Consider the following 18,014-nt stretch of genomic DNA (forward strand, 5'->3'; position numbering starts at 1 on the left):
CCCTTCACCCGAAAGCCGTCTGATGCCGACGCAGCGGATCGAACCACACTTCCGTCATCGACCAGTGCCGGCCCGTCTGCACGCCGGCTTCATCGAAAAGCGGGTTGGCCTCCATGTGCGCGACCACGTCGATCGTCATGGAGAGCAGCCGCCGCAGCGCGACGTCATCCCAGGTCGACGCTTCCGGATGCTCCTTGGCCATCAATGCGAACCGTTCGATCGCCACCGCCGCGCTCGACGCGTGATAGCTCGTGATGGAGCCCGAATGGCCGGTGGTCAGCAGCTTCAGAAAGTCATAGGCTTCGCTGCCACGCAGCTCGGCGAGCAGCACGCGGTCAGGACGCATACGCATCGTGCTGGCGATCAGATCCGCCGGCGTCACCCTCGCCTGACCGTGGTCGCCCTTGCTGTAGAGAAGGTGCACCGAGTTTTCGATATGGCGGATGAAAAGCTCGCGCACATCCTCGATCGTGATGATCCGCTCGGACGGCGGAATCGAGCGGCACAGGGTCCGCATGAAGCTGGTCTTGCCAGAGCCGGTATTGCCGACCACCACAATGTTGAGACGGCTCTTGACGGCCAGATCAAAGAAGGTCGCCCAGTCCCGTGCCTCCAGGCACTGGAGCAGCCTGCCGACCGCCGGGCGGTGCACAGGCCGCAACGCGTCAGCACCATCCTGGCGGCCCCAAACTGCGTCCTCAAACAGTCCTTCACCGCGGTAGGCGTCGAGGGTTTTCTCACGCGCAGACGGGCGCCGGACCGTGATCGAGACCGTGCGCGGCGGCACGACGGGCGGCACCACAATCTGGATGCGTGAATCGCCCGGCAGCAGTGCCGACAGGATCGGATGCTGGGCGGACACCTCCTGGTTCGTAAGCGTGGCGACCGCGACGGCAAACGACATCAGACGCTCGAAATCGAGGTCGACGCAGTCGTGCGCGTGCCATCCGAGATGGGTTTCCGTCAGCACGCGCTGCGGGCGGTTGATCACCAGTTCGGTCACCGCCGGGTCATCGAGCAACCCCGCAAACGGCCGCATCAGTTCGCGTACGGAAGCGTCCTCCGCCAGCTTCGGCAAGGGCATGTCAATGCCGGCAGCGGCTTCGCCCTGGGTGCCCGGGGTGGCGTTCATGGCGCGCCCTCCGGCTCGAGCGTGTAGACCGAACTGAAGTCCAGGTCCCTCGCGACGATAATCGTGAACTCCGCGCCCTGGTTCTGCGTGAGCGTCGGCGGAATATTGATCGTACTGTCGAGCACGCGCGAGGCCATGTCGTTGCCCTGCTGCTGCGTGTTTTCGAATACGACCGACCCGTTGCTGTTGCCGCCGCGCGTTGCGAGATAACCGATCGCATCCTGCGTCATGCCGAGCAGCATCGCTGCACCGATACGCTCACCCCAGTGGTTGTTCACGTACCCGCCCACACCGATACGTCCAAGCGCATCGGCCGCCGGCGAATCGATCTCGACCGTTACACCTTCGGGGGTCTTGATCCGGGCAGACAGGATGAACACCCGTTTCTGCCCGGGCGCGAGATTCGAGCGGTACTCGCTGTTGATCTGCGAACCACGCTCGATCAGCACGACATGACCATCATCCGAATAGACGTTCTTCGTGACCGTGCAGGTCGAAATGCCTGCCTGGGTCGAGTCAAATGCCGTATCACCCACACAGTCGATCTTCGCGCCTTCGGCAAGCGTGAGACTGCGGTTTCCCAGAAAGCCCGCGCGCACCCTGGGCGTCACCGTAGGTGTCAACGCCTGGGCAAGTGGCGAGCTGCCCTGAGACACGCCGCCCGACGTCACCGTCACACCAGACGGCGGCCGGGTCGACGTGCCCGACGTCCCGTCCGGCACATTCGCCTCGCCACCGGTGGGACCGGAACTTCCGGTCGCGAGCAGCGGTGCGTCGTAGTAGCTGCGAACCGGTGTGGTATGGCGTGGCGCGGGAACGGATGCCGCCGCCACAGGCGCTGAAACCGGTGTGCTGGCCGCCGTTGCATCACTCGCCACGGCAGCCGACGCAGGACCGCTACCCTCACCGAACACGCGCCCCTGGGCAGGCTGATCCTGAACCGCGTCCCGTCGGGCCTTCTCGGCCGCATCGTGCCGCACAAGGAATCCGTGGATGGTCCAGACCGCGCCGCCAATCACGAGCGCCACGATGATGAGCGGCACCAGCCACCAGGTACGCGCGCGGCCGCCCTGCTGCCCGAGGTCCGGCATACCCCGGTCATTCGGCGGACTAGCAAGGTCACCGTTTATGGTATCGATGACCTTTGCCTCATGAGCGTCGGGCGCAATCACGTTGCGTGGCGTTTCATCATTCATGACCGTCGCTCCGCAGGACGCGCTTTACACCACCCACCGTCGTGCCGTCCGCCGGTGGCACGCCATCGACATCAAAGGCGTCGTTCCACAGCCCCACCACCTCGTTACCCAGGCGCAGTACGAAACGCCGGGCCACCTCGTGCACGACGATCACGTCGTCATCCATGTGCCGGTCAACGACGCTCTCACTGTCGTCATCGGCGACCCGGAAAATCGCCGGGATCCGGCGGTTATTCGGAACGCGGATGTAGGTGAAACGCCCGTCGTCCCATGCCGCCGTTGGCGCAATGTCCTCCGAGTGCGGCATCACCTGCATCGAATACGCCGTATTGCGCACTGCTGGCGAGCGGTCGAGACGTTCACGTACCAGTGCGGCATCGTCGCCCGCCTTTACCTTCGCGGCCTGCGCCTCGGGATAGACAAAGGTGATGCGATACATCTCCTCGTCGTTTCCGAAATGCGCCCTGAGCGGAAGCACCACCAGATCGAAGCTGTAGCTGTGCTGGTCCGTACGGATTTCGAGATTGGTGTCGTGCGCAGCTAGCTGCGGCTTGAGATAGACATCGTGGTCGCCCCGGTTTGCGACCACCTGCCAGCCGTCCCGATCGCCCGGCGCCACAACGAGAATGTGCTCAGATGAATCGAGGGCAATATGCGTGGCAAATCCGCGCTGCGCGATGACCCGCACCACTTCGTCCTGCCGGTACACGACCTGCCGCACGCGCGAGTCACCCGACCAGCCCGGCACGTCGTAAGCGTGAGCGACGACACATACCGCTCCGAGTCCTGCGGACAGTACGCTGGTCCTTGCCTGCTTCAGCAGTTTCATGGCGTACCTCCAGACACAGGCGCTGAATCAGGGGCCGACGCCGCAGGCGTGTATTCGGGATCGCGGCTATACGCGGTCACCCGGAAGCCGAACGGGTTCTCAATCGCCGTACGTTCACGCGTAAAGATGACCGGCCGGTAGGTGAATGCCAGCGTGATGACGAAGCGCTGCGGCGGCTCCGCGTTTTCGATGCCGTTTTTCCACGTGGTTCGCTCGATGTGCACCACAGCCCGACCCGGCTCGTCCGGCACGAGGGTCGTCGACAGAATCCGGATGCGACGCTGCGTGTTGGCGCCGAGCTGCCGGTCGAGGGCATCCGGCCCGCTGTAGATCGAGCGGTAATCGCGCGCCGCCCGGTCGTCGCTCATGTCGAGCACGCGGTCATAATCCATCTGGAGCAAGCCCCAGTCGTAGCGCTCGCGCGAGCGCACATACACCTCCACCCAGTGCTTGTCCTCGATGTCACGCATATGGATGTGCTTCGCATCGAGCACATCGATCACCTGTGCCTCGCCCGTCAGGCGGTCCACCTCGATCGGAAGCGGCACCACCCGGTAGAACGGCACCATCACCGCCAGTGCGACGGCACAGAGGATCGCCACCACGACTGCAGCCGCAGCGACATGCCATGCACGACGCTCAGACCTCTCCTGGAGGTGCGTAACCGACACCTCGAAGTCCAGCGCCCGGCGGTAGCCCCGTGATTTGCCCATTTCACGCTCACTGCTCATGGCTGTCTCCGCGGGACGGAGGAACCGGCGCGACATGATTCACCGGGACGCGATGCAGCCCATCTGGCAACACCTGTTTAGGCGGGTTACCCGAGCACCCATTAATAAGTATGACTAACTGAAATACGAGGATCACCACAATCGATCGGAACATTCTCGGTCTCCTGACTGGGCGGGATCAGTTCCCGAAACTCGAGGGCACCATCTGGTCCTGCAGCCGGGCGGTATTGCCCGCGCGCTTGAGCACGAGCTCCTGCTGCTGCTCGGCAATCAGCCGGTCTTCGGAGTCGGCCAGCATCCGGAAGAGCTGTAGCTTCGTCATCTCGTTGCCGACTGCAGTGCTCTCGATCTGAATGCGCGCCTGCAGCTCTCCGATGCCCTTCTGGTCCTGCGTCACGTCGATCTGCTGCATCAGCCCCTGGATCTGGTCGAGCTCCTGAAGTTCGGTCTGGTAGGCCTGGGTACCGAACGCCTTGTCCTGAAACGGCTTGTTCAGCGCGCGCTGGCAGACCTGCTGGTCGAGGCCTCTCTGGTCCTCGCAGTTGTAAATCTGGCTCGCCGAGCGCAACGTCTGGGCATTGCCGGTCAGGCCGACATAGCCACCGTTCTGGATCGCCGTATACACTGACTGCCAGTTGGACGGCAACGAGTTGGGGAGTACCGGGTTGTTCATCAGCTCGCCAAAGCCGCGGGTGCCGCTAAGGGACTGGTACAGCTGCATCTCCTGCTGCACTTCGTCCTTCAGTTGCCCCACCGTTGCGATCGCCTGCACAACGTTCTGGGCGTCGTACACAGGGATACCCTGTGCACGCGCCCAAGACGACATCAGCAGCACAGCCGTTGCTGCTACGACAGAGCCGATACGGGAATGAATAAGCGACCTGATCATGACGATGAACCTCCTGTGCTGTCCTGGTCGCCCAGATGTTCGCGAGCCGCGCGCTGGTAGGCCGGAACCTGTTCGGTGCTGCCGGCTGCCTTCGCGCCGTCGGACTCTCCGCTTCGACTGCTGATCCGGCCACCGGGCCCACGCAGGCCATGCCCCAGTCGCACGACGGCACCTAGCCCCCTCACCGCACCACGCGATGCGAATCCGGCAACGAATGCACCGAATCCCGAAACCGTCGCGCCACCCGCGAGCCCGGAAGCAACCGCAGGTAACTGCCATCCGATGGCAGCGAGAAACAGTGACGTGATGAACAGGCCGAACGCCGCACCCCACGGGGCAATCGCAGTGAGCACGGCCTGCCCCGCCGCCGAAAGCGCCGTCGCGTTGGCATCGGGCGATGAGGTCGTGACATTGAACGGTGCCAGGTCTGCCGAAAACGCTGTCAACGCCATTCCGAGAAAGGCTGCGATGAGAACCTGCAAGAGCGCGTAGTTCGTCACCTTCGCCGTCCACGCCTCAAAGAAGCGCGCGGTCGGGCCGAATGCTCCGCACGCGATGAAAAGTGGACCGAGTCCCAACACCAGGTCCAGCAGCATTCTGGCCATCGTTACCTCGAAGGCCAGCACCATGAGAAAAATTGCGCCGCCCAGCCCGACGATGAATCCACCGGCCATATCGCCCATGCCTGCGACAAACCCGCTGACACTCATTCCCTCGTGTGTCGCCCTGTCGAAATACGCATCCATCACGATGTCGATCTGCCGGTCGTAGCAGTCGAGTGTCTGGTAAATGGACGTAGCGCTTGAACCTGTCACGCTGCTGCCACTCACCGACCCGCACCCGGCGTTGCCCGCCCCCGCATTGGCAGCCGCAGTCTGGATCGTCTGGGCCAGCCCCGACGTCGCCCCTTCGACTGCCGAGACGACCTGGGACTGATAGACGCCTGCGCTGAGCGCAAAGACCAGCATGATGGCGACCCTCAGGCCACGCCATGCGAATGCCGGCACCGACTCATGTGCCTCGCCACGTACCACGGCGAATCCGTACGCAACAATCCAGATCGTCAGGCCCGTCGTGACCACGGGCACCAGCGCGCTGGAAAGGGCCGACGAGACACTCGTGACATACGTCGACATGCCGTTCTCGAGCGTGCCGCCGACTGAAGTGAACAGGCCACTCATCGCTCACCTCTTCTGGATACGCGCCGCGCAGGCACGTCCGGTGTCGCCCCAGCGGTGCGGCGCCTCGCAAGCCGCTCATGGAACACCGGAAGCCATGCGGCGGGGTCATCGCCGACCTCGGCACGGATGCCGTCGAGCAGTTCGACGTTGTCGGTCGTGCCCGAGAGCACGTCGAGCACGTCGCCCAGTCCGCCCAGGTCCAGCCGGCCGACAGCCGAGCCATGGCCCTGCTTCACAAGGAAAAGACGACTGTTCTCGCCAAGGCTCCGCACGATATTGAATTCCGCCTCGGTCAGCTTGAACCCGTGCACGTAGTCGTCGTAATCGGCACGCGGGTTCGGCAGGAAGAAGAACGTCGCCGTCTGCTCGACCAGTGCACGCGCGATGTCACTGCGCAGGACATCGGCCGGTGACTGCGTATCAAAGATGCCTAGGCCCCCCTGCTTGCGGATGGTCTTCTGTTTGTTATTCGCGAAGTCTGTGAAAACCGGATCGGCCAGGCGCTTCCAGAATTCCGTAAGGACGTATACGAACCGCCGCCCGTCAATCAGACTTTCTGTCAGATGCAGCAGGTACATCGTGACCGGCGTCGACACCTCCTGGTCGTCGAGCAGTTCGGTATCGTCAAAACCAAACAGCCGGTTGTGGCTGAAATCCAGCAGGTCCGACGGGTTGTCGAGAACCCATCCCAGGCGCCCGCCCGCGCACCACTTCGTGAGCCGCGCGTGCAGGCTGTTCTCGCCCACAGCCGGCAGCAACTGCCGGACCATCGACAGGCGCCGGATGCGCCGCTCCATCCGCGCGACTTCGCGTACCGCCCGTGAGATGTCGAGTTCATCCTTCGCGGAAAGTGGAACACCCGTATCGACGAGGCGGCGCACGAGCCGCTCCCAGAAGTCGAGCACCGCCGCGTCTGGCTCAAGCTGGAACGGATTGAGTCCCGTCGGGACACCCCGCCGGAACACCGTATAGCGCCCACCCATCGCGCGGACTGCGATCTCCGTACCACGATCCTTGTCGTAGACGACGCTGGTCAGGCCATACTTCATCGCCATGGCCACCAGGAACAGTTCCAGCACCGTCTTGCCTGCGCCCGCCTGTCCGATAATCTGGGTATTGGCCAATGCCTTTTCGTCACCGGAGTCCTTCTTCTCCGGTGTGGCATGGAAATTCAGATACAGCGGCTGACCGCTCGGCGTCTTGACGATCGTGATCGCCTCGCCCCACGGATTGCCGTCGCGTTTGCCCGTCGCAAAGTTATGCAGGCTCGCGAGCCCGCAAAAATTGCGCGAGGTCAGCTTCGCCTCGCGCGGGCGATAGCGCCAGTTACCGGGGAGCTGGGCAAACCATGCTGCGTCCGCAACCAGGTCGACCAGCGCGGTCTGGAACCCGGCGTCGGCCAGCTGCGTGCGCGCTTTCGCGACATGACGGGCCACCTCGTCCGGACGATCGCCGAGGACCGCCAGCGAGTAGTGATATTCACCCAGCACGAAATCGCCGTTGACCAGATCGTCCAGTGCCTGATCCATCGCCTGCACCTGGGACACCGCCACGTCCTCGCCCGCGATCAGCTGGTTGCGCTGACGCTCGAGCGCTTCCTTCGCCGACGGCCGGTCGAGGATAGTGAAGCTCTGGGTCTCGATGTACTCGAAGTCGCCATAAAGCAGCCCGTCGAGTATCCCCGGCTCGGTTTGCTCGGGGTAGTCCTTGAGGTCCAGCAGCGCCGCATAGCGCGTCGCGCCCGGCATGCGGATCTCGACCTTCTCCGTATGAAAGAACAGCCGCGACGTCGGCAGCGCGTCGGCAATCCGGCCCGACGGGACAGGGACCGGCTCCCATGCAGCGTTGACCAGGTAGCCGAGAAACTCGAGCGCTGCCGAGAACCGTACAGGACGCTGCGTATAGCGGATTGACCTCGTATAGGTTCCCAACGGCTCGGGGTCCCACGCTTTCAGTCCCGACTCGACCTGTGCCGCGAGTTCTGCCAAAACCTTCATTGCCTCGCGCAGGTCGCGACGGATATCGTCCGGCGTGCGGCGGCCTGCCTGGCCGAACAGGCGCCCGAGACGCGTGCGATGCGGCCGGTACACGAGTGTCAGGTACAGCTCATTGGCCATCATGCGATAACCGGCGAAACTCGCGTAATAGCGCGTGGCGAGCTCCTGGCAGAACGGCTCGGCGTAGGGTGTCGCGAAGTGGTCTGTTACGCGCCGGCGGATCCGGTGTGACCACAGGCCCACGTGACCACCCGGCAGGCTGCGCACGAGCTGGTTGAATCCTTCATGACGCACGAGAATGTCGCCAGGGTCGGCAGCCTCGAAGGCGATTCCCGCGACCTTCCAGACCCGGAGATAGTCTCCCTCACGCGTGCGGATCACGTGATCGGTGACGTGCGACGAAAACGGCACGAAATCAGCGAGCACCACCTCGCGTTCGGCCACACCGATGAGTTGCGGCTGCGCGGCCATGTCAGCCCCTCCTCTTCACGCGGAGCGGCACGTACGCGTGGGCGCCCCAGAAGCGGCGATTGCGCTGACGGATTGCCATGCGCACCCACAGCGCACACTGACCGAGCCGCTGATCGTCATGGCGCGTCATCGAGCGCATGGTGACGAAGACGGGAATGAGGAGCAGCACTATCCCGACGCCCACCGGCGGGCTCGCGAGCAACGCCCAGATTGACGGAATCAGGATGCCGCCGCCCACCATCAGCAACGGCACCAGCGGCACGCCCCACAGCATCGCCGGACGCGTACAGCCCTTGAAGACGGGATCCCTGAGTGGACTCGAGTGCGGATTCATGTTCGCCTCCGCCTCAGCTCGTCGGGATCAGCATCGCCGCGATCACCGTGGCACACCCGACGAACAGCCCACCGATGAACACATTGGCAATGTCCCCAAACCGCGCGTGCTGGAACATCATCTTGAAGCCGGCCCAGATGATCGAGATCGAGCACACCACCGCACCGACACTGAGGAGCGTGGTCTGGATCGTTGTGAGCAGCGTGTTGACCTGCGAGAGCTGCGCGTATGCCGGCGTGACGGTCAGCGCAAGAGCGGGAATGATTGCGAGACCGCGCGAGGCACACCTCCTCATTCGCGAAAACCGGAATTTCTCCAGTAACCGCCTTTCATTGATATGTAATCCTGATTTCATGGATTGCTCCTGTCGCACGCGTTGACTCACGTTCTGCTCAGAACACGACAGCGCTTTGCTCGGTCGTGTCGCCGGATGGGTCGGACAGTGGCTCGGTCCAGCCATCGGTGGATTGCGCAGTCCCCTTTGGAACAGGTGGTCTGGCTGGACGCGCGCCCTCGGGCGCGGAGGGAATCACCGAAATGGGCGCTGCGCCGGCGCCAATAGCCGGGACCATCAGGTCAGTGCGCGTAGCCTGGGCAACAACGCGTTGGACATAGCCCGTGCGGAATCCGGTGAGAAAATCGCCGCTCGCGTAGCACGAGAGTCCCGCGCGTAGCGCGGTCTGGCTCGGCCTGGGCGCCGGCCCATGGCCAGGCTTGCCTCCGTCATTCGCGCGCTCGAAACACCCCTCCAGGATGGCTGCACCGGCGGCCAGATTCCGGCACGGATCGAAGACCGTCTCCGGCGTCAGGCCGAACCGGGCCCAGTTCGACCTGTTCACCTGGGCGAGGCCCACGCTGTAATTCCATCCGGCAGCCTCAAGGGCATGCACGGTTGCAACGGCTTCGTCGAGGTTCGCAGGCTGCCGCTGCAGGTGGCCGTGCACGACCCCGATCGCATAGGGATTGAATCCCGATTCGACCTGCACGACGGCGGCCATGGTGGAAGGCGCCACAGCGGGTGCACACTGCTGTGCGAGGGTAAGGAATGCGGCCAGCGGAATCATTCGCCACCTCCCTGTCCACCGGCGCTGTCGTACTCGCGCTCGAGAAAGAGACGGGCAGACTGCGTCGGCTGGTACGGTACTGCTGTACTCCCGGCCCCATAGAATTCCGTAATCGTGCGGTCTGTACCTCTCGCGTCCCACCATACCCGCGTGTACAGCGCCCCATCGATCTCCACGTTGATCGCACCGCGCGCATTGCACAGCAGCTCACTCTGCTCGGGACCGCCCCAGTACAGCAGATCCTCACGGCAGTAACCGGCGCTCGCGAAGATGTTCGCGGCCGACGTGCCCTGCGAGCCGCCCGCGCCGAAGTCGCAGGTCGGAAATGGATCGCCGTGGCGCAACGCCGCCCATAACTTCCCGATCGGGGGAACACACTCTCCGTACTGCTCGGGTCCACCAGGATTGGAGAGGCACAGAATCACCTGGCAGCCCCAGTCGTCGGCCCGGGCGGTGCCTGGTGCAAGAATCGATGTGCCGAGACACGCGGCGACAACCGCCACCCAGCAGCGCAATGCACGCAGCAGCGCCGGACGGGCGGTGGTCATCCCCGCGGGACAGGTCGTGATCAGGGCGGCGTCACGCATGGCGGGTCTCCGCTTGACGGAGGACTGGGGCCGCCTCGCCCGGGATGGCATCGAGCCGCCGCGTGATCACTTTCAGGCAGGCCGTCACGGTCCGCGTCGCTTCGCCCATCGCAGCATCACCTGATCCGGCATCCCCGACGCATTCAACGCGAGCCGCACCTAGCAGCCAGGCATATCCGTGCGGCAATGCTTCATCGTCGATCAACCGTGCGCACCACGGCGGGTCAGCAAGGTCGAGTACCAGCACCCTGCGGTGACCGACGGAGTGCAGATACCGGGCGAGCAGACACGTGAGCGTGGTGCTGCCCGAACGGTGCCTCGCCGAAATGATCAATAGCGATTTCATGGTTCATCGTCCTCAGCTGCGCCCGCGGTCGATGAACCTGCGAAGAAAAAGGAACCCGCGGCGCCGGAGAGGCTGACCGCGGGCTCAACGGGGGATCATTGCATCGGCGCCAGAAAACAGAAAAGCCTGCAAATGCAGGCTTTTTTTGCGAATGCGTCAGGGCACACCACGTCGTCGCACAGACATCGAACTGCGGGGCCGCTAACGCGTACTCGGTCGTGCTGGGCACGTTGACCGGATCAGATTGTTGGCTTCAATCTAGGCGAGTCCGCTGCGCGATGCAAGGGCTTCAGGAAGCGCGGCTAACCCGAGCTTTACCCAGGTGTTCCCACGTGTTCCCAGCAGTTCCCAAAAAAATTTCGCTGCGGTTGCGGCCACTTTCGTCCAGCACGCGTGTTGCGTCGCCCGCGCATGCGATGCCAGACGCAGGTCAAGATGACCGGACGGTCTACACGCTCACAGGTAACGGCTCGTTTCAACTCGCAGTTCACGCCGGTGATATTTTTTTGCACCACGCGCCTCACCGTCGAGCTGGGACGACAGATTCTGCACAAGTCCCACTCACTGGCGAGAAGCCACGACCTGCCGCGGTCTTGCATGAACCGATGGCGATCGGCCATTGCCGCCCCTCCGGCGTCCGTGCAGTGGCTACCGGATCGGCATCCGGTATCGGATATCGGATGCCGATCCGCCGCAATCCTTCGTGAACCCAAATCTTTGTTTATCCGGCGCACGCCGTTGCGGCGGCGCGTTTGCACAACGGCGGCAATCCTCTCCAAACCAGGGGACACTTGACTAATCCAGCATGGCATATACAATTTGCATATACAAAGGAGATAACTGTGCCAATACGAGCGCCATCCAACCGGCCCAAGGAGGCCAAGCTGTTTCGCAACAACCGGAGCCAGGCGGTGCGTATCCCCGTCGAATTCGAGCTACCGGGCGATCGTGTATTCATCCATCGCGAGGGCGACAGGCTCATCCTCGAACCCGTGAAAACGCCTGCGAACATCATCGAATTGCTGGCCGCCTGGAGACAGGAGCCGCCCCCCGGGCCTGATGACCAGTTCCCGGATATTGAAGATCCGCCTGTGCGGCCGGAGAACATATTTTGAGCGGCTATCTGCTGGACACGAACATCATCAGCGACATGATCCGGAATCCGTCCGGACAGGTAGCCGCCCGGGTCGAACAGATTGATCCAAAGTCGATCTGCACGAGTATCGTCGTTGCAGCGGAACTGCGCTACGGTTGCGCCAAAAAGGGCTCGGCCAGGTTACTCGCCAAAGTGGAAAGCCTCCTCGCAACCATTCCCGTGCTGCCACTGGAAGTCCCTGCCGACGCGGAATACGGCGGCATCCGCGCAGAGCTGGAGGTTGCCGGCCAACCGATAGGCGCAAACGACCTTCTGATCGCCGCTCATGCCTACGCATTGGGGCTGACACTCGTGACGGACAACACGAAAGAATTCAGCCGCATACGCGGTCTGGCGATCGAAAACTGGCTTGACCGTTAACCGACACTCCACCGGGTACCGGTCACACGACAAGTGCGCCGCCCCCCACCAGACAGCCTCGCCAAACCTCCAACAGAGTCGTTCGTCCGACCCGTGCCCCATTTCCGTATCTGCGAACACATGCGGACCGATATGCCCCGGAGCGCGGCCGGTACGTTGATAACGGGTACAGCCAGCATGTACCACACCCCACTGCTGCACCATGCCGCGCGGCATGAAAAGAACGCTCGACGCCAGACGCGTGAGCACCTTAATGTCCGCAGTCGGGCAGCGGTGGGTGAGTGTCGCGATCGAGGTTTTCGGTCTCCAATGCCCGTGCGAGGGCCGCATGTGCGGCCGCCAGTTCCAGTGCAAATCGTTGCGCGGGGCGACGGGGTATGCGCAGCCGTCGGCATATGACCTCACGATTGGCGTGCCAGAGATACACCATACGCAGCATGTCGCGATGCCGTGGATGTAATGTCTCCCAGGCCTTTGTGATCCTCGCGGCATCGACCCGATCGTACACACCACGCGCTGCGTTACCCCAGTTCGCCAGACGCAGTCCGAGCGGTGCCGTAGCCATATTCCGGCTCATGACCGGCCTCCCGCGCCCTGCGGGCGCAGGTGTGCAGGCACGCGATAGCGCGCAGGATTCGCGAGGAACGCTTCGATGTCTGCTGCCCGCCATCCCACCAGGCGGCCACCGAGCTGGACAGCCAGCGGAAACGTGCCCGACTGCATACGTCGGTAGATGGTCGAGCGCGACAGACCCGTGCGCATTTCGACCTGCCGGCGGCGCAGAATATCGCCCGCGCCCGCATTATCGGTTTTCATGACTAGCCCCCAGAAACATTCCTGCCCGTAACGGGCGGGACACGAGGGCATTCAAGCAGCGCGCGCCGCTCACGGCCAAACCCGTCTTATCGGCGGGGGCTCCCGTCGGGAGGCGGACACCGGGCGCGCAATCGCATCATGGTTACTGAATTGCCTCTAATGGGTGCGTTTCAGGGAGAACCTTATGACCAGCGCTGACCGCGATCAGCAGCCAGAAAGCTTTGCGCGCAGTTCATCGCTTCGAGCCGGCCCGTCCCCGAAAGCGAACGTCTGTGCGACGGCACGCGCATGATCCACGGCCGGCGCTCCGGCCCGTAGCACTGCATCCCTGCATCGCGCGCAGCATTGCAGATGAGGAAAGCAGCCGGATATGCCGGCCACTGAAGAATTCAATCGCCTGGAAACGGAATACGGGTAGCGCGCGGAGCGGTCGAAGCGATCGTTGCCATGACAGCGCGGGCCGAACGCTATCTTGATGAACTGGCCGCCTGTATGGCCCGGGAGAAGCCACCGTGTCAGGGACGAAAGACAGCGTGTCAAAGCGCTGCACGTCATTCGCAACGCACATGGCCTTGCAGCGATCATCTTCCCATGAGCGTTCGGCCCCGCGCCGGGTCACCTAGAACTTCATCCGGATGCCTGCACCGAGGCTGTTGCCCGACGACACGCTGCTCATCGTATCGTAGCGCCACGCAGCATAGACATCGGTCCGTTTCGAAAGCGGATAGTCGTATCCGAGTGCCACCGTCGACCAGCGGAGGTCGCTGCCCTGCTGCGGCCGTCGCCGTGTTCCCGCCCAGGACGCCAGCACACTGCCCGTCCCGACCTGCGCGCTTGCCCCAACCTGCACGGTATCGTCGGTCAGGTCGTTGTTGTTCGTTACCCGTTCGTACTGAAAGTACAGCTTCACGGCCCGCAGCCGGTAGGCGCCGCCCACGAGCCATGCGGTCTGCTCCGTCGCGCCGTTCAGGAACAGCGACGCGGTGTGCAGGCTCTGCACCGCGGCCGTCGCCGAGAACGGCCCTGCAAAGTACAGCAGGTTCGCGCTGTAGTTTGCCTGCCCGGCGTGGCCCGCGACCCCCGCATTGCTGTACAGCAGACTGCCCGACAGGCCAGCCACTTCCGGCGTCTGCCAGGCGATCGAGTCGTCGATCGCGGTATCACTCTGCACCGACGCCGCGCCCATTGCCGACCCGAGGAAGGTGTGGACCACCATCGGCGAAAAAACGAACGAGTTGCCGAACGGATTGAACAGCAGCGTGGACACGAACAGCGGCGCGTCGTTGCGGCCGAGCGTCAACTGGCCGAATTTCCCGCTCAGCCCCACGAATGCCCGCCGCCCGAAGAACGACTGTCCGTCGAACGAGCCCACCTGCCCGCCGTTAATCCGGTAGAAGCTCTCCAGCGTAAAGATCGCCTTGAGCCCGCCTCCCAGATCTTCGGCGCCCGACATTCCCCAGTACGACGTCGACATGCCACCCGATCCAGCCTGCCATGCATTCGACGAACCCGGCGTGCGTATCACCCCTGCGAACGCGTCGGCAAGCCCGTATAGCGATACCGACGATTGCGCCTGCGCGGCGCCCGCCACAGCACACAGCCCGAGCGCTGCCATTGCTTTGCTCCATGTTCCCCGCCTGTCCCAGCCCATGGTCTCTCCTTCTTCGCTTGTGAATGTCCTGTGTGACGCTGCCGCGCAGCCGGCCAACCCTGTCGCCTGCACCTCATGCCGGCCTCACCCGGGCCAGCGGTCTGCCGCTGTCGGCGAGCGCGACGGCGACCAGCAGTTCGGCCGGGCCCGGTGAATCGGCCACCGACAGGCTCGCCGTGTCGAAGTGGTCGAAGCTCCACATGTCCGCGGTCCCGTGCAGCGGAACATCGACGGTCGCACCGGCCGTCGCGCGCTTCGTGACTGATGGCATGATCGAAGTCGCGCCTGGAAGACACGCGCGTACGGCCTTGCCCAGACGTGGATGGAGCAACGCAGCGCCCCATTCGAGTGGAACGTCCATCCCGACGAGCGCGGCCTTGCCGTAGGCCTGCACCGCGGCAGGCGCGCAGCCAAGGGCCTGCAGCGCGCGACCGGCGAGCATCCGGCCGAGGTCGTCGCCGAGCGCGCACAGGACCGTGAGGTCATCGTCGATGTCGGCGAACGCGGGTCTGAGCACGGCTGCCGCAATCACCTGCCGGTGGGGCGATGTCAGCGGCGTGTCCAGTTCGGCGCACCGCTCGACAAGCTGGATGACGACGCGCGTCACAGTGAGGCTCATGATTCCGTCTCCGTCGCGCCGGCCCCGAGCAGCCTCACGTCCGGCGACGGGAAATCGCCTCTCGCGCGCTCATACGCATGCGCGGCCCGCAGCACCAGCGCATCACATCCACGTCGGCCAACGAGCTGTACGCCGACCGGCATCCCACCGGCAAAGTCACAGGGCACGGATATGGCGGGTACGCCAGCCTGGTTGCACCACGCAGTCAGAAGCGGCGCCGTGCGCAGACGACCGGGCAACCCGGGAACCGGAGGCGGGCCGCAATGGAAGGTTGGCGTGATCAGCAGGTCGTATTGCGCGAAGAAAGCCTCTATCGCGACGCCGAGCGCGTGCCGCGCGAGCAGGGCGTCGGCAAACGTCGCGGTATCGATCTGCGTCCCCGCTTCCGCCAGAGCCAGCAGTTCTGGATCAAGCAGGGTCCGGTCAGCCAGTTCCATGTGACGGACACGCTGCGCGAAGAACACCGACCACTGGATCGAATGCATACGGCCGTCGCCGTAGTAATCTGCGACCGGTTCGACGTTGGCCGGCACGACTGTCGCGCCGAGTCCGGCGAACGCGTCTGCGACCTTGCTGATGCTCGCCGCAATGTCCGGTTCCACCTCAATGCCGCCAGGCGACGCGCAGTACGCGATCCGCAAGCCTGCGACACCGCCGTCAAGGGCTGCCGTATAGCACGGTGGCGCGCCGGTGCCGGGATATCCGTCATGGGCACCGGCCATGGCGTCGAGCATCAGCGCGGCATCGCGAACGGTGCGCGCGATCGGCCCGAGCGTGGACAGTGCCGTCCACGACGCGGCCCTGCCTGCCGGCACCAGTGCAAACGTCGGCTTGAAACCCACCACTCCGCTCCAGCACGCTGGAATCCGGATCGAGCCGCCGCCGTCCGTCGCGAGCGAGAGCGGTCCCATGCCGAGTGCCACGGCAACTGCGGCTCCCCCGCTGCTGCCGCCGGATGACAGTTGCGTATCCCAGGGGTTACGGGTAGCGCCCGTCAGAGGACAGTCGGTGACGATCTTGTTGCCGAACTCGGAGGTCGTCGTCTTGCCAAAGAGAATGGCGCCCGCGCTGCGTAGCCGCGCGACGGCCGGCGCATCCTCGTACTCCCGGTCGGGCGACGAGGTCCACGATCCATATCGCGTCGGGAGTCCCCCCACCGCCACGAGATCCTTCACAGAGACAGGCACGCCATCGAGCGGGCCGCACGACTCGCCCTTCAGCCAGCGGCGCTCCGAGTCGCTCGCAGCCTTCAGCGCGCGCTCCTCGTCGAGCGCGCAGAACGCATTGACCGCCGGATCAAGTTTCGTGATCCGGTCGAGCACCGCGCACATGACCTCGACAGGCGACAGTCGCCGCTGCCGGTAACCGGCCAGCAACTGGGCCGCATTCTGCATCACCACGTCATCCATTCTGTAGTCCTGATTGATTCATATGAAAACGGCCCCACTGACGTGAACCGTGACTATCCCTCGCAGGCCGGTGTGACCGGACCCGTGGAGTCGAGAATCGAAAAACTGTTGTCGGCGAGTGCCTGACCGATCCGGGTCTGGCAGAGGACGTGACCGCCGTCGTGGCTCAACCCGGTCCTGCCGCGCGGCAGCGCCACGGACACCACAGGCAACGCGGCACGGACGCGGGCCGCGTCTACGCTTGCGGCCGACTTCACCGCCTCGGCAAAGAGCCGGATACCCGCGTACGTGTTCTCGCCATGCGGCAGCACCACTGCATACCGGCCCAGGCGAGGATCGCGCGCGTCGGCGTAATGCGCCGTATAGCGCGTGAGGAACGCTTCGTTTTCCGGGTTGTCGATGCTCATGAAATACGACGACACGCCGATCGTGCCCGTCGATGCGCCGGTCGTCGCAATCGACAGCGATTCATGCGCGATGTCCGTCACGAGCTGCGGCTTCATCGCGAACGAGCGGTACTGCTTGACGAAGGTCACCGGATCGTCGCCGATGCTGTGCCACACGATCTGGGGGCCCGCACTGGCGACGCGCTGCAGGACCGCGCCGTAATCGCGCGTGCCGAACGGCAACCAGTAGACGTCGAGAAACTTTCCGCCGTGCCGGGTCACTGCCGCCTGCAGCTGTGGGATCAGTACCTTCCGGTTACTGCCGATGTCCGAGACGACTGCGCAGACGGAGCGCCCACCATCGCGCATGAGCCACGCGATAAGCGGATCGATGCGCTGGCTTGCAGCAAGGCCCGTCGTGAGCAGCTGTGGATCACACCGCCCCTCGTCGAAGTTCGGATAGACCACGAGCTTGCGGGCCGACCTCGCCGCCTGAAGGGCCGCTTCGCGCTCCGACGGCAGCACCATGCCGGTGATCATCGCCACGTCGTCGCGCATGAAGAGCTGCCGTGCCTTTTCGAGCGTCACAGCCGTCGACATCTGTGTGTCCTCGACGCTCAGCTGCAGCGGCCGTCCGAGCAGGCCGCCTGCAGCATTGATCTCGTCCACCGCCAGCGCAGCGCAGTTGCGGTTCGTCTGCCCCACCCGCGTGAGAGGTCCGCTGAGAGGCGCGAGCAGGCCGATCTTCAGCGGCCCGGCTGCACGCGCGAACGGGGAAACGGCCGATGTGGCGAGGGAGGCGGCTGCACCGAGCAGCACGGTTCGGGAAAATTCACGTCGGTTCATGCGTGGTCTCTGTG

Annotated in this window: 19 protein-coding genes; 2 read left to right on the forward strand and 17 right to left on the reverse strand. The window is 64.1% G+C overall.

Annotation, left to right across the window (positions count from 1 at the left end; all coding sequences use genetic code 11):
* Window positions 1-4 precede the first annotated feature (4 nt).
* From virB11 to NE850_RS00820, 12 genes are all read right to left on the reverse strand, one after another.
* A complete protein-coding gene (gene virB11, locus NE850_RS00765; protein ID WP_405044783.1) occupies window positions 5-1,132 on the reverse strand; it encodes a P-type DNA transfer ATPase VirB11 in 1,128 nt (375 codons plus the stop codon).
* A complete protein-coding gene (gene virB10, locus NE850_RS00770) occupies window positions 1,129-2,328 on the reverse strand; it encodes a type IV secretion system protein VirB10 (RefSeq protein WP_310698277.1) in 1,200 nt (399 codons plus the stop codon). The genes virB11 and virB10 overlap by 4 nt, the downstream gene beginning before the upstream one ends.
* Window positions 2,321-3,157, reverse strand: a complete 837-nt coding sequence (locus tag NE850_RS00775; protein ID WP_310698278.1) for a TrbG/VirB9 family P-type conjugative transfer protein — start codon at window positions 3,155-3,157, stop codon at window positions 2,321-2,323. The genes virB10 and NE850_RS00775 overlap by 8 nt, the downstream gene beginning before the upstream one ends.
* Complete coding sequence (locus NE850_RS00780) at window positions 3,154-3,888, reverse strand: type IV secretion system protein (RefSeq protein WP_310698279.1); 735 nt, start codon at window positions 3,886-3,888, stop codon at window positions 3,154-3,156. The genes NE850_RS00775 and NE850_RS00780 overlap by 4 nt, the downstream gene beginning before the upstream one ends.
* Window positions 3,889-4,066: 178 nt before the next feature.
* Complete coding sequence (gene virB5 / locus NE850_RS00785) at window positions 4,067-4,777, reverse strand: P-type DNA transfer protein VirB5 (protein ID WP_310698280.1); 711 nt, start codon at window positions 4,775-4,777, stop codon at window positions 4,067-4,069.
* A complete protein-coding gene (locus NE850_RS00790; RefSeq protein WP_310698281.1) occupies window positions 4,774-5,958 on the reverse strand; it encodes a type IV secretion system protein in 1,185 nt (394 codons plus the stop codon). Before NE850_RS00790 ends, virB5 begins: the two co-directional genes overlap by 4 nt.
* Window positions 5,955-8,426 carry a VirB4 family type IV secretion/conjugal transfer ATPase gene (locus tag NE850_RS00795; protein WP_310698282.1) on the reverse strand — a complete coding sequence of 824 codons (2,472 nt, stop codon included), beginning with the start codon at window positions 8,424-8,426 and terminating at the stop codon, window positions 5,955-5,957. Before NE850_RS00795 ends, NE850_RS00790 begins: the two co-directional genes overlap by 4 nt.
* Before the next feature lies 1 nt (window position 8,427).
* Entirely contained in the window at window positions 8,428-8,760 is a 333-nt protein-coding gene (locus NE850_RS00800) for a VirB3 family type IV secretion system protein (RefSeq protein WP_310698283.1), read from the reverse strand.
* A 13-nt stretch (window positions 8,761-8,773) separates the two neighbouring features.
* Entirely contained in the window at window positions 8,774-9,055 is a 282-nt protein-coding gene (locus tag NE850_RS00805; RefSeq protein ID WP_310698284.1) for a TrbC/VirB2 family protein, read from the reverse strand.
* 97 nt (window positions 9,056-9,152) lie between these two features.
* Window positions 9,153-9,824: a lytic transglycosylase domain-containing protein gene (locus tag NE850_RS00810; protein WP_310698285.1), complete on the reverse strand. Its 672-nt coding sequence runs from the start codon at window positions 9,822-9,824 to the stop codon at window positions 9,153-9,155.
* Window positions 9,821-10,411, reverse strand: a complete 591-nt coding sequence (locus tag NE850_RS00815; RefSeq protein ID WP_405044784.1) for a hypothetical protein — start codon at window positions 10,409-10,411, stop codon at window positions 9,821-9,823. The genes NE850_RS00810 and NE850_RS00815 overlap by 4 nt, the downstream gene beginning before the upstream one ends.
* Window positions 10,404-10,757 (reverse strand): hypothetical protein, encoded by a 354-nt coding sequence (locus NE850_RS00820; RefSeq protein WP_310698286.1) that lies wholly within the window; start codon window positions 10,755-10,757, stop codon window positions 10,404-10,406. The genes NE850_RS00815 and NE850_RS00820 overlap by 8 nt, the downstream gene beginning before the upstream one ends.
* Before the next feature lie 842 nt (window positions 10,758-11,599).
* Between NE850_RS00820 and NE850_RS00825 the strand changes: the two genes are divergently transcribed.
* Window positions 11,600-11,872, forward strand: a complete 273-nt coding sequence (locus NE850_RS00825; RefSeq protein WP_310698287.1) for an antitoxin — start codon at window positions 11,600-11,602, stop codon at window positions 11,870-11,872.
* Entirely contained in the window at window positions 11,869-12,273 is a 405-nt protein-coding gene (locus NE850_RS00830; protein WP_105777509.1) for a type II toxin-antitoxin system VapC family toxin, read from the forward strand. Before NE850_RS00825 ends, NE850_RS00830 begins: the two co-directional genes overlap by 4 nt.
* A gap of 573 nt (window positions 12,274-12,846) precedes the next feature.
* Here NE850_RS00830 and NE850_RS00835 read toward each other — a convergent pair.
* From NE850_RS00835 to NE850_RS00855, 5 genes are all read right to left on the reverse strand, one after another.
* On the reverse strand, window positions 12,847-13,089 hold the full coding sequence (locus NE850_RS00835; protein WP_310698288.1) for an AlpA family phage regulatory protein: 243 nt from the start codon (window positions 13,087-13,089) through the stop codon (window positions 12,847-12,849).
* A 619-nt stretch (window positions 13,090-13,708) separates the two neighbouring features.
* On the reverse strand, window positions 13,709-14,704 hold the full coding sequence (locus tag NE850_RS00840; protein ID WP_310698289.1) for a porin: 996 nt from the start codon (window positions 14,702-14,704) through the stop codon (window positions 13,709-13,711).
* 109 nt (window positions 14,705-14,813) lie between these two features.
* Window positions 14,814-15,359: an amino acid synthesis family protein gene (locus NE850_RS00845; RefSeq protein ID WP_310698290.1), complete on the reverse strand. Its 546-nt coding sequence runs from the start codon at window positions 15,357-15,359 to the stop codon at window positions 14,814-14,816.
* On the reverse strand, window positions 15,356-16,768 hold the full coding sequence (locus tag NE850_RS00850) for an amidase family protein (RefSeq protein ID WP_310698291.1): 1,413 nt from the start codon (window positions 16,766-16,768) through the stop codon (window positions 15,356-15,358). Before NE850_RS00850 ends, NE850_RS00845 begins: the two co-directional genes overlap by 4 nt.
* 53 nt (window positions 16,769-16,821) lie before the next feature.
* Window positions 16,822-18,000: an ABC transporter substrate-binding protein gene (locus NE850_RS00855; protein WP_310698292.1), complete on the reverse strand. Its 1,179-nt coding sequence runs from the start codon at window positions 17,998-18,000 to the stop codon at window positions 16,822-16,824.
* Window positions 18,001-18,014 lie beyond the last annotated feature (14 nt).

The sequence above is a fragment of the Paraburkholderia sp. USG1 genome, from assembly GCF_031570135.1.
Lineage (GTDB): Bacteria > Pseudomonadota > Gammaproteobacteria > Burkholderiales > Burkholderiaceae > Paraburkholderia > Paraburkholderia dioscoreae.

Coding starts and splice junctions, on each gene's coding strand:
- NE850_RS00840 (WP_310698289.1), bottom strand. CDS start 14,704: ATGGCAGCGCTCGGGCTGTGTGCTGTGGCGGGCGCCGCGCAGGCGCAA.
- virB11 (WP_405044783.1), bottom strand. CDS start 1,132: ATGAACGCCACCCCGGGCACCCAGGGCGAAGCCGCTGCCGGCATTGAC.
- NE850_RS00810 (WP_310698285.1), bottom strand. CDS start 9,824: ATGATTCCGCTGGCCGCATTCCTTACCCTCGCACAGCAGTGTGCACCC.
- NE850_RS00805 (WP_310698284.1), bottom strand. CDS start 9,055: ATGAGGAGGTGTGCCTCGCGCGGTCTCGCAATCATTCCCGCTCTTGCG.
- NE850_RS00845 (WP_310698290.1), bottom strand. CDS start 15,359: ATGAGCCTCACTGTGACGCGCGTCGTCATCCAGCTTGTCGAGCGGTGC.
- NE850_RS00855 (WP_310698292.1), bottom strand. CDS start 18,000: ATGAACCGACGTGAATTTTCCCGAACCGTGCTGCTCGGTGCAGCCGCC.
- NE850_RS00775 (WP_310698278.1), bottom strand. CDS start 3,157: ATGAAACTGCTGAAGCAGGCAAGGACCAGCGTACTGTCCGCAGGACTC.
- NE850_RS00850 (WP_310698291.1), bottom strand. CDS start 16,768: ATGGATGACGTGGTGATGCAGAATGCGGCCCAGTTGCTGGCCGGTTAC.
- NE850_RS00800 (WP_310698283.1), bottom strand. CDS start 8,760: ATGAATCCGCACTCGAGTCCACTCAGGGATCCCGTCTTCAAGGGCTGT.
- virB5 (WP_310698280.1), bottom strand. CDS start 4,777: ATGATCAGGTCGCTTATTCATTCCCGTATCGGCTCTGTCGTAGCAGCA.
- NE850_RS00815 (WP_405044784.1), bottom strand. CDS start 10,411: ATGCGTGACGCCGCCCTGATCACGACCTGTCCCGCGGGGATGACCACC.
- NE850_RS00835 (WP_310698288.1), bottom strand. CDS start 13,089: ATGAAAACCGATAATGCGGGCGCGGGCGATATTCTGCGCCGCCGGCAG.
- virB10 (WP_310698277.1), bottom strand. CDS start 2,328: ATGAATGATGAAACGCCACGCAACGTGATTGCGCCCGACGCTCATGAG.
- NE850_RS00790 (WP_310698281.1), bottom strand. CDS start 5,958: ATGAGTGGCCTGTTCACTTCAGTCGGCGGCACGCTCGAGAACGGCATG.
- NE850_RS00795 (WP_310698282.1), bottom strand. CDS start 8,426: ATGGCCGCGCAGCCGCAACTCATCGGTGTGGCCGAACGCGAGGTGGTG.
- NE850_RS00820 (WP_310698286.1), bottom strand. CDS start 10,757: ATGAAATCGCTATTGATCATTTCGGCGAGGCACCGTTCGGGCAGCACC.
- NE850_RS00780 (WP_310698279.1), bottom strand. CDS start 3,888: ATGAGCAGTGAGCGTGAAATGGGCAAATCACGGGGCTACCGCCGGGCG.